At 74.1% G+C, this 9,709-nt stretch carries 10 protein-coding genes; 6 read left to right on the top strand and 4 right to left on the bottom strand.

Going from position 1 to position 9,709, the window contains the following annotated elements; translation table 11 throughout:
* Positions 1-40 precede the first annotated feature (40 nt).
* Complete coding sequence (locus tag CXR44_RS41395; RefSeq protein WP_245899799.1) at positions 41-199, top strand: hypothetical protein; 159 nt, start codon at positions 41-43, stop codon at positions 197-199.
* Positions 200-422: 223 nt separating this feature from the next.
* Here CXR44_RS41395 and CXR44_RS34890 read toward each other — a convergent pair whose 3' ends face one another.
* From CXR44_RS34890 to CXR44_RS34875, 4 genes are all read right to left on the bottom strand, one after another.
* Positions 423-779: a cupin domain-containing protein gene (locus CXR44_RS34890; RefSeq protein ID WP_101790421.1), complete on the bottom strand. Its 357-nt coding sequence runs from the start codon at positions 777-779 to the stop codon at positions 423-425.
* A 36-nt stretch (positions 780-815) separates the two neighbouring features.
* Positions 816-2,840 (bottom strand): CehA/McbA family metallohydrolase, encoded by a 2,025-nt coding sequence (locus tag CXR44_RS34885; RefSeq protein ID WP_180903854.1) that lies wholly within the window; start codon positions 2,838-2,840, stop codon positions 816-818.
* A 63-nt stretch (positions 2,841-2,903) separates the two neighbouring features.
* Complete coding sequence (locus CXR44_RS34880; RefSeq protein ID WP_101790427.1) at positions 2,904-5,105, bottom strand: bifunctional polysaccharide deacetylase/glycosyltransferase family 2 protein; 2,202 nt, start codon at positions 5,103-5,105, stop codon at positions 2,904-2,906.
* A gap of 68 nt (positions 5,106-5,173) precedes the next feature.
* Positions 5,174-5,686 (bottom strand): hypothetical protein, encoded by a 513-nt coding sequence (locus CXR44_RS34875; RefSeq protein WP_144070198.1) that lies wholly within the window; start codon positions 5,684-5,686, stop codon positions 5,174-5,176.
* A gap of 135 nt (positions 5,687-5,821) precedes the next feature.
* On the opposite strand from CXR44_RS34875, the gene CXR44_RS34870 reads away from it, so the two are divergent.
* From CXR44_RS34870 to CXR44_RS34850, 5 genes are all read left to right on the top strand, one after another.
* A complete protein-coding gene (locus tag CXR44_RS34870) occupies positions 5,822-6,070 on the top strand; it encodes an SCO4226 family nickel-binding protein (RefSeq protein WP_101790419.1) in 249 nt (82 codons plus the stop codon).
* Positions 6,071-6,269: 199 nt separating this feature from the next.
* Positions 6,270-6,887, top strand: coding sequence for a hypothetical protein (locus tag CXR44_RS34865; protein WP_101790418.1), 618 nt, complete (start codon positions 6,270-6,272; stop codon positions 6,885-6,887).
* Positions 6,888-7,085: 198 nt separating this feature from the next.
* On the top strand, positions 7,086-7,436 hold the full coding sequence (locus CXR44_RS34860) for a bifunctional 3-phenylpropionate/cinnamic acid dioxygenase ferredoxin subunit (RefSeq protein ID WP_101790425.1): 351 nt from the start codon (positions 7,086-7,088) through the stop codon (positions 7,434-7,436).
* A complete protein-coding gene (locus CXR44_RS34855; RefSeq protein ID WP_180903853.1) occupies positions 7,433-8,605 on the top strand; it encodes an NAD(P)/FAD-dependent oxidoreductase in 1,173 nt (390 codons plus the stop codon). The genes CXR44_RS34860 and CXR44_RS34855 overlap by 4 nt, the downstream gene beginning before the upstream one ends.
* Before the next feature lie 17 nt (positions 8,606-8,622).
* Entirely contained in the window at positions 8,623-9,708 is a 1,086-nt protein-coding gene (locus CXR44_RS34850) for an S-(hydroxymethyl)mycothiol dehydrogenase (RefSeq protein ID WP_101790417.1), read from the top strand.
* Position 9,709: the final 1 nt, after the last annotated feature.

Below are 9,709 nucleotides of genomic sequence, written 5' to 3'. Positions count from 1 at the left end.
GGGGGTTGGGGGGGGGGGGGGGGGGGGGGGGGGGGGGGGGGTGGGGGAGTCGGCGGCGGCCGTGGTGGCGGCGGGCTCGGAGGGTGTCGCGGGCGCGGACGAGGAGGCGGCCGGAGGCTGGGCGGCGCACGCGAAGGAGGCGAGTGCGACGAACGCCGTCGTGAGGGCGCTCCGCGTGGTGGCGGCACACTTCATCTGACCACCATATGCGACGTCGTGCCAGGTCAGGTTGTACGAGAGGTGGCGGGTGGCGCGCCTTGGGGATCGTGGTGGCGGGCGGTGGTGGGTGGGGCGCGTTGGGGGTTGTGGTGGTGGGCGGTGGTGGGTGGCGTGCGTTGGGGGTCGTGGTGGCGGGCGGTGGTGGGCGCTTCAGGGTGAGGCGGCGGCGGGTGGTGTGCGTGCCGCCGCCTCGCCGGTCGGGCTCAGGTCGCCCTGGCGTACTCCGCGGCGCCGCCCGCGAAGTCGAACACCACGCACGACTCGTCCCCGACGACCCACGCGTCGTGGCCCGGCGGGGCCACGAAGACCTCACCCGGACCGATCTCCGCCTCCGAACCGTCGTTCATCCGGATGTGGAGCCGGCCCTTGACCACGAACCCGTTGTGATGCACCTCGCACGAGTCCGTGCCGGCGATCGGTTTCACCGACTCCGACCACCGCCACCCCGGCTCGAACGTGGCCGTGCCGAAGGTCAGGCCCGTCAGGTTGCACACGTCGAGATGCCCCATCGGGAAGTCGCGGCGCTCGTCGGGCTTGTCGATGCTCTTGACCTCGATCATGACGTCCCCCTCGTCATGTCGACCCTGGTGTCCTTCTCAGTCTCGCACCGGCAGCCGCGACCGGTACACCTCTCTGGCCCGCTCGTACAGGGCCAGGTGGTCGGCGTGCTGTTCCTTCGTGTCGAACCTGCCGGACTCGGCGACCACCTCCTCCAGCCGGTCCAGCCAGCGGAGGCACCAGCGCACGTCCGCCTCCCTGGCCACGTGCCCGCCCGCCACGTCCAGGTAGACCGGGCTGGTGTGCGCGTACGCGCCGCCGCGGTGGTGGGCGCGCGGGTGCGGGCCGCCGGCGGCGACGGCGACCACGTACGTGGGCTCGCGCGCTCCGAGCGTCGCCGTGAGCCGGCCGGGCGGCCCTTCGGCGAGGACGCCGTCGGCGGTGCGGATCTCCAGTCGTTCCACCTCGGGGCCGACCGACCGGACCTCGATCTCCACCCGGTCACCGGGTGCGAGGTCCAGCGTGTCGCCGGGCTCGTGGCCGTTCACGGTGAGCTGCAGCCACGGCCCGGTGGTCGCGAACGTGCGGCCGAGCAGGATCGCCTCCATGTACGACTCGGCGGTGAGCGGCCCGCCCACGTGCGCGTACACCCGGGCCCAGCCGGGCGGCCCGGAGGCGGTGCCGCGCCGGCAGAAGGACAGGACGGCGTCGGTGCCTGCCGTGACGGCGAGCCGGTTGCCGGCTCCGATCAGGTGACGGTAGACGGTGGCCGTCCCCAGGATCGACGAGTGGTTCAGCACGTCGAGGGTGTCGATCAGGCCGAGCGCCGCGTCGGCGACGATCTCCCGTGCCGAGCAGTTGCGGCCACGGCTGAGCACGGCGTCGGGCGGGTCGTCGCCGGAGATCGGCCGGTGGAACGGGTGGCCGTAGCCGGTCATCGCGCCCAGGGCGCGCAGCTCCTCCAGCGCGGTGGCGTTCGGCGGCCAGTCGGCGTCGCCGTCGAAGCCGGAGTGGTAGCGCTCCGGCAGGCCGCGCAGCCCGAACGCGGAGACGTGCCCGACGAGGTCGTTGCGGTACTCGACCCCGATCCTGGCCAGGTGCTCGCTGTCGGACCAGGGCAGGTCACGGCCCACCCAGTGGGTGAGCGCCTCGACGTCGTAGACCCGCTCGGTCGCCACGTTGCCCGCCACCAGGCCGAGCACGTGGAGGCCCTCGCCGTGCTGGGCGGCGGCCGCCAGCGGGGGAGCGGCGGGCTCCTCGCCCATCCAGTTGAGGTGGACGTGCAGGTCGCCGCCGTACCAGCCGTGCGCCGCCGCGTCGTACAGCCGTTCCGGCGTCAGCTCGACCAGCGTCTCCTCGCCCGCGACGGGGGTGAGCGAGACGTCGGACTCGGTGTACTCCATGCCGCGGGTGACGGTCACGGTGACCGGCTCGGCGGGCACCGCGACGACGAGGTCGTCACCGTGGAAGTACGGCCGCAGGTGCCCGTCCACCTTGGGCGGGGCTCCCTCGGGGTACCAGCCCTGCCCGTCGGCGCCGACCACGCTCCACCGGCACGGGAGACCGGCGCGCAACCGCAGCGCGGCCGCCGGCGCCCGCCGGGTCAGCGGCGCCAGGTCCACCGGCTGCCCGCCGACGGCGACCTCCCGCGCCACCTCGACCACCTTGGCGCCGTGCGGCTCCACCTCGTGCGCGGCGCCGTCCACGACCACCGTGACCCGTTCGGCGCGACTGGAGTCGAGGAGCAGCGCCGTGCGGAACGGAGCGTCGCCGAGCACCACCTGGGGCCGGGCCTCCAGCGTCACGCCGTCGGGGGTGAGCCGGAGCGCCGGCAGGTGTTCGAGGACGTCGCCGCCCAGCGCGTCGCGGATCAGCCGGTCGACGTCCACCTCTCCCATGCGGTCGTCCAGCTCGGCCGGGGACGCGCCGGGGTGACGCGCGGCGAGCTGGCGTAGGCCGGTGTTCCAGTAGTCGTAACGGCGGTCGAGGAAGACGGTTCCGCGGGCTTGGACGACGTAGCTCAACGGCGCCTCGCCCCAGGTGGTCCCGTGCCTGTCGCGCAGCTCACGGTATTCGGCGACGGCGCGGGCCACGGGCTCGGGAAACAGCGGATCTTCGCACATGCGTCACTCCCTGATGTCGGACATGTCGCTAGCGTGACATGGATCAGGGGAGATGTCAGGGAATCAGGCCAATGGTGGGCCGGCAGGCCGCGCGGAACCGAACGTGCCCTCCCTGCGCACGGTGTGCCAGCGCAGCCGTACCCCCAGCACCGCCGTGGCCAGAGACTGGATCACGACCAGGTACATGAGCTGGCGGTAGACGAACTGCTGGAGCGGCAGCACCCACAGCGCGGAGGCCCGCTCACCGTCCAGCCGGAGCGCGTACCAGCCGGTCAGCGCCTGGACGACGACGAACCCCGCCCACACGGCCACGACCGGCAGCGGGTCGCCCACGGCCGTGCTGTAGAGCGCCATCAGGTCCACCACCGGGGCCAGCAGCGGGAGCAGCACCTGGAACAGTCCCAGATAGCCGAGGCAGCGCCGGCCGAACGGACCGCGTTCGAGCACGGCCCGCCGGTGCTTCCACATCGCCTGGAGGGTGCCGTAGCACCAGCGGTAGCGCTGCTTCCACAGCTGTCCCAGCGAGGTGGGCGCCTCGGTCCAGGCCAGCGCCTTCTCCTCGTAGACCACCCGCCATCCCGCCCGGCACAACGCCATCGTCAGGTCGGTGTCCTCGGCCAGGGTGTCGGTGCTGACCCCGCCCAGCGCGAGCAGTGCCGACCGCCGGAACGCCCCGATCGCGCCGGGCACGGTCGCCATGCAGTCGAGCAGCTCGAAGGCGCGCCGATCGAGGTTGAACCCGATGACGTACTCGATGTGCTGCCAGCGCCCGATCATGCCGCGCCGGTTGCCGACCTTGGTGTTGCCGCTCACCGCGCCGACCGCCGGGTCGGCGAGCTGGCGCACCAGGTTGCCGATGGTGGCGGGTTCGAAGACGGTGTCACCGTCCACCATGACGACCAGCTCGTGCCTGGCCTGCATGAGGCCGGTGTTGAGCGCGGCGGGCTTGCCGCCGTTGGGGCGGCGGATCACCCGTACGCGGGGATGGCCCAGCTCGGCGGCCAGCTCGGCGGTGCGGTCGGTGGAGCCGTCGTCGACGACGAGGACCTCCAGGTCCCCTTCGTAGGTGGTCTCCACCAGCGACAGGACGGTCGCCTGGATCCCGGCCTCCTCGTTGTAGGCGGGGACGATGACGGTGACGGGCGGCGGGGCCGGCCAGGTGGGCGCGCGGCCCCTGCGCCGCCTGCCGCCCCGCGTGCGCCGGGCGTGCACCCAGGCGAGGACGGCGAAGAACAGGAGCCGGGCCAGGGTGAGCGCGCCCGCGACGAACAGCACCCAGGACAGGCCTGTGGTGACCGACTCTGCGGCGCGCTGGGCCAGGTTGAGCACCGAGCCGACGAACCGGTCGGTGCCGTCGGCCTGGCGGTGGGCCGACGGCATGCCGAGGGCCCGCGACACCGTGACCGCCCGGTAGCCCCTGTCGGCCAGCTTCTGCAGGGCGAGGTCGACGGCCTCCACGGTCTGCCGCCGGTCGCCGCCGGAGTCGTGCATCATGACGACCGCGCCGCGACCCCTGGCGGGCAGCGACGACTCCGTGATGCGCTGGACGCCGGGCCGCCCCCAGTCCTTGGTGTCGAGGTCGGTCAGCACCACGAGGTAGCCCTCGGCGCCGATCTCCCGCAGGCTCTCCCACTGCGGGCCGGTGACCGCCTCGGGCGTCGAGGAGTACGGCGGGCGGGCCAGCGTCGTGTGCAGCCCTGTCGCCCCGGCCAGCGCCTGCTGCGTCAGCGACAGTTCGAGCCTGAGCCGCCAGCCGGGGACCGCCGCCAGGTCGGCGTGCGCGTAGGTGTGGTTGCCCAGTTCGTGGCCTTCGGCGACGATCCGCCGCGCCAGCTCCGGATACTTGGCGACCTTGGAGCCGACGGTGAAGAACGTCGCCTTGGCGCCGTGCTTCTTGAGCGCGTCGAGCACCCGCGGGGTCCACGCCGGATCGGGACCGTCGTCGAACGTCAGGGCGATCGTCCGGGCGGGCAGGCGCGCGCTGGCGGGCCTGCCCTCCGTCAGGTTGAGCACGGGGCCGCCGCGCCGCGCCTCCTCCAGTTCGGGGGTGGCGCGGTCGGCCGCGGGCGGCGGCTGCGCGTGCGTCTCCCCGACGACGTTGGTCACGTACCCGTTGAGGACGAGCGCGGCGGCGACGAGCAGCATGGCGACGGCCAGCAGGAACCAGTGGCCCCGGGGGTCGGCCGCCTTCGCGGCGGCCGGCGGGGCCGGGGGGATCGGCGGGGCCGGTGGCTCCGGGGCCGGCGCGTCTGCGGGAGCCGGCATGCTCGGGTCACGCCAGGCCGGTACGGGGGGAGGCGGCGACACCGGCCCGGCCGGACCGGCGTGGCCGTTCACTTCTTCGGCCCCTTGCTCCGGTTCGGATCCTGGCCCGGCGGCGTCCTGTCGAGGCCGGGGGGCCCGGTGGCGATGTCCGTCGGCTCGGCGGACTCGCTCGGGCCGGCCGTGGGCTCGGCGGTCGGGTCGGGCTCCGTGCTCCGGCTGGGGGACGGCGGCCTCGTCGGTGACCGTACGGGCTCGGGGTCCTGCGACCGGGCGGCGGATCTCGCCGGGGTGGGCGTGCGACCGGCGGGTTGCTGGGTGGCCGAGGCGGTGGGTCGTCGGGACGGGCTGGTCCGGGGTGTCGGGGAGCGATCGGGCGAGGCGGTCCCGCCCACCGCGCCGGGCCGGTCGCCCGGCCATCCGTCCACCGAGAGCGTCGGGTCGGAGAACACGCCGCCGATGACGGTGGCGAGCAGCCCCAGGGCCAGCACACTCGACGCGATCGAGCCGGTCATGATCAGCCGGCGGCGACGCCCACTGTGGTCGACGAAGACGGCGGCAGGACCGGATTGCTCAGGAGACACGACGGTGATAGTAGTGACCGTTTGTAACTAGTGGGGAAATAAGCCTCTTTCTTGCGGCATACCTTGAGGTTGGCCAGGGGTTACCGTTCCCTCCTCGGTTCTAGGCTGAGGTGGTTACGGTTCTGAGGAGGCACCATGACCAAGTTCATGGACGTCCACCGCGGCATGGTGGGCATCACCGCCGAGCAGCTCCACGAGGCCCACGACGCCGATCTCGCGATCCAGGCGGAGGAGGGCGTGACGTTCGAGCAGGCCTGGGCCGACCCGGACGACGGCGTGGTCTACTGCCTGTCCGAGGCGCCCGACGCCGAGGCGGTCCAGCGGATCCACCAGCGGGCCGGTCACCCGGCCGACGAGATCCACAAGGTCCCGCTCATCGTCTGACCCACGAGGGCTCTCACGCGATCCTCACCGAACTCTCAAGCGAAAGGCACCCGGTCCTCGGCCGGCACCCAGACGAGCTCCCTGGCTTCTCGGTCAACGGCGGGCTTCACCAGCGGAGACACCTCCGCGGGCCTGCCGGTGATCGGAGATCGCCACGCGTTTCGTCAAGCCGCTCGCCGCGGGTCTGCTCGGGGCCACGATGCTCGCCGTCCCCTTCGCGGGCGTCTCGCTCGCCGCCACGGGGACCGACGGCTCCCGCCCCGCCGCGCCGAACACCGCCCGGTACGCCCAGACCGTGGGCGACCGCCTCTCCGGCGCCGCGGTCACCGTGACCGCCGTGGGACTCGGGGACGTGTCGGGCGAGCTGGTGGCCGGGCGGAAGTACCAGGTCGAGGTCGCCGCCCGGACCGAGCGGAAGGCCGGCGTCGCGACGCTGAGGACCCCGGAGGGCAAGGCGTACCGGCTCCGCCTGGTGGACGGCCGGGCCACCAAGACCCTCACCCTGCCCAGCACCACCAGGCCGGGCCGTTACCGGGTGAGTGTCGTGATCGGCGGGAAGGTCACGACCGCCGAGTGCGTGGTGACCCGGCGCGAGGACGCCGAGCACGCCGCCCCGTCCGAGCGCCCCGCCCCGTCCGAGCGCCCCGCCCCGTCCGAGCGCCCCGCCCCGTCCGAGCGCCCCGCCCCGTCCAAGCGCCCCGCCCCGTCCAAGCGCCCCGCCCCGTCAGAGCGTCCTGCCCAGTCCGAGCATCAGGCCCCGTCCGAGCGTGCCGCCCCGTCCAGGGCGGACGCGGTGCGGGCCGGGGACGCCGCCTGATCGGCCCGTTCGCCCGAAGACGGCCGGCCCCTCGTCGGGGCCGGCCTTTCGCTGTCCGGGCCCGGGGTGCCGGGACGCCGGGCGGCGGCGAATAATCACCCCAAGTCGCCCCAAACCAGCCTTGACATCCGCATCCCCCACCCTCACTCTGTTGCGTATAGCGCTAGACGTTTCTCTTTGTGAAACCGGGGTGTGACGATGATCCCAGCGTGCCCTCTCGCGTCACTGCCACGCGGCGAGGCCCTCCGTCTCGACGTCGATCCGCCCATCGCCGTCTTCCACACCGACGACGGCGACCTCTACGCCATCGACGACACCTGCACCCACCAGGACGCCTCCCTGGCCGACGGATGGCTGGAGGGCTGCGAGGTCGAGTGTCCCCTGCACGCCTCCCGGTTCGACCTGCGCACCGGGCAGGTGGACGCGCCGCCCGCCAAGCGGCCCGTCCGCACGCACCGGGTCGTCGTCGAGGACGACGTCGTCTACGTCGTCCCGTCGGACGCGCCGCCCAACCTGCCGCCCGGCGTCACCCTGAAGGGGCAGGCGTGAGGACGATCTGCGTGGTCGGCGCGTCCCTGGCCGGCCTGCTCACCGCGCGGGCGCTGCGCGGCCAGGGATTCCAGGAGCGGATCGTCGTGGTCGGGGCGGAGCGGCACCGGCCCTACGACCGGCCGCCCCTGTCCAAGGACTTCCTCAAGGGCGCGATCGGCGAGGCCGACCTGGCGCTGGAGGCGGAGGGCGAGGAGCCGGGCATCGAGTGGCGCCTCGGCGTCGCCGCCACCGCGCTGGACGCCCCCGCCCGCAAGATCACGCTGGGTGACGGCACCACGTTGACGGCCGACGGCATCGTGATCGCGACCGGCGCCGCCGCCCGCCGGCTGCCCGGCACCGGCGGGCTGGCCGGCGTCCACACGCTGCGCACGCTCGACGACGCCCGCGCGCTCCGCGCCGACCTGGAGCGGGCCGGGAGGATCGTGGTCATCGGCGGCGGCTTCATCGGCGCCGAGGTCGCCGCCACCGCCCGCGAGCTGGGCCGCGACGTCACGCTGGTCGAGTCGGGGCCGGCGCCGCTGGCCGGCGTCCTCGGCCCCGCGATGGCCCACGCCCTGGCCGGCCTGCACGAGCGGCGCGGCGTCCGGCTGATCACCGGGGCGCACGTCACCGAGGTGACCGGCACCGGCAGGGCCGACGGAGTGCGGCTGGCGGACGGCTCCCACCTGCCCGCCGACGTCGTCGTCGCCGGCATCGGCGCGACCCCCTGCACCGGCTGGCTGGCCGGCAGCGGCGTCGAGCTGGGCGACGGGGTGCTCTGCGACGAGGGCGGCGGCACCAGCGTGCCCGGGATCGTCGCCGTCGGCGACTGCGCCGCCTGGTACGAGCCGGCGCTCGGCCGCCACCACCGGATCGAGCACTGGACCGGCGCCCGGCAGCGGGCCGCGGTCGCCGCGGCGACGCTGCTGTCCGGTGGCACCGCCCGCCCGGAGCCCGCTCGCCCGCCGTACTTCTGGTCGGACCAGTACGACGTGAAGATCCAGTTCATCGGGCACGCGGGCGACGCCGACACGGTCACCGTGGAGGAGGGCGACCCCGCGACCCACAGCTTCCTGGCCGTCTACCGGCGGGGCGAGCGGCCCGTCGCGGTGCTGGGCGTGAACCAGGTCCGGCTGTTCACCCGCTGGCGCCGCCATCTCGAGACCACGCCGGCGCACACCGGCTGAGACAGGAGTGACATCGCATGGTCCATGAGGTACGCGGCGTCGTCGCGACGGGCAAGGGCAAGCCGGTCGGCCTGGAGACGGTCCTGGTGCCGGACCCCGGGCCGGGTGAGGCGCTGGTCAAGGTGCTGGCGTGCGGCGTGTGCCACACCGACCTGCACTACCGCGAGGGCGGCATCGGCGACGACTTCCCCTTCCTGCTCGGCCACGAGGCCGCGGGGGTGGTCGAGGCGGTCGGCGCCGGCGTCACCGACGTCGAGCCCGGCGACTTCGTGGTGCTCAACTGGCGCGCGGTGTGCGGGTCCTGCCGTGCCTGCCTGCGGGGCCGCCCGCAGTACTGCTTCGCCACCCACAACGCCACGCAGAAGATGACGCTCGCGGACGGCACGCCGCTCAGCCCGGCGCTGGGCATCGGCGCGTTCGCCGAGAAGACGCTGGTGGCGGCGGGCCAGTGCACCAAGGTGGACCCGGCCGCCGCGCCGGCCGCCGTCGGGCTGCTCGGCTGCGGTGTGATGGCCGGGCTCGGCGCGGCCGTGAACACCGGTGCGGTCGGCCGCGGTGACTCGGTCGCGGTCATCGGCTGCGGCGGCGTCGGCAACGCGGCCGTCGCCGGGGCGCGGCTGGCCGGGGCGACCACGATCGTCGCGGTGGACGTGGACGACCGGAAGCTGGAGTGGGCGCGCGGTTTCGGCGCCACCCACACGGTCAACTCGCGCGAGAGCGATCCGGTGGAGGCGATCCGCGACCTCACCGGCGGGTTCGGCGCGGACGTGGTCATCGAGGCGGTCGGCCGGCCCGAGACGTACCGGCAGGCGTTCTACGCCCGCGACCTGGCGGGCACGGTCGTGCTGGTGGGCGTGCCGACGCCGGAGATGACGCTGGAGCTGCCGCTGCTCGACGTGTTCGGCCGGGGCGGCGCCCTGAAGTCGTCCTGGTACGGCGACTGCCTGCCGAGCCGCGACTTCCCCATGCTCGTCTCGCTGTACCTGCAGGGCCGCCTCGACCTCGACGCGTTCGTCACCGAGACCATCGGCCTGGACGACGTCGAGGAGGCGTTCGCCCGGATGCACCGCGGCGAGGTGCTGCGATCGGTGGTCACGCTGTGAT

Source organism: Nonomuraea indica (assembly GCF_002850745.1).
GTDB classification, from domain to species: Bacteria; Actinomycetota; Actinomycetes; order Streptosporangiales; family Streptosporangiaceae; genus Nonomuraea; species Nonomuraea indica.
This window is presented reverse-complemented; position numbering and strand designations above follow the sequence as displayed.

Excerpts from the sequence above, each read along its gene's own strand:
- CXR44_RS34890 (WP_101790421.1), bottom strand. The coding sequence starts at position 779 with ATGATCGAGGTCAAGAGCATCGACAAGCCCGACGAGCGCCGCGACTTC.
- CXR44_RS34885 (WP_180903854.1), bottom strand. The coding sequence starts at position 2,840 with ATGTGCGAAGATCCGCTGTTTCCCGAGCCCGTGGCCCGCGCCGTCGCC.
- CXR44_RS34880 (WP_101790427.1), bottom strand. The coding sequence starts at position 5,105 with ATGCCGGCTCCCGCAGACGCGCCGGCCCCGGAGCCACCGGCCCCGCCG.
- CXR44_RS34870 (WP_101790419.1), top strand. The coding sequence starts at position 5,822 with ATGACCAAGTTCATGGACGTCCACCGCGGCATGGTGGGCATCACCGCC.
- CXR44_RS34865 (WP_101790418.1), top strand. The coding sequence starts at position 6,270 with ATGCTCGCCGTCCCCTTCGCGGGCGTCTCGCTCGCCGCCACGGGGACC.
- CXR44_RS34860 (WP_101790425.1), top strand. The coding sequence starts at position 7,086 with ATGATCCCAGCGTGCCCTCTCGCGTCACTGCCACGCGGCGAGGCCCTC.
- CXR44_RS34850 (WP_101790417.1), top strand. The coding sequence starts at position 8,623 with ATGGTCCATGAGGTACGCGGCGTCGTCGCGACGGGCAAGGGCAAGCCG.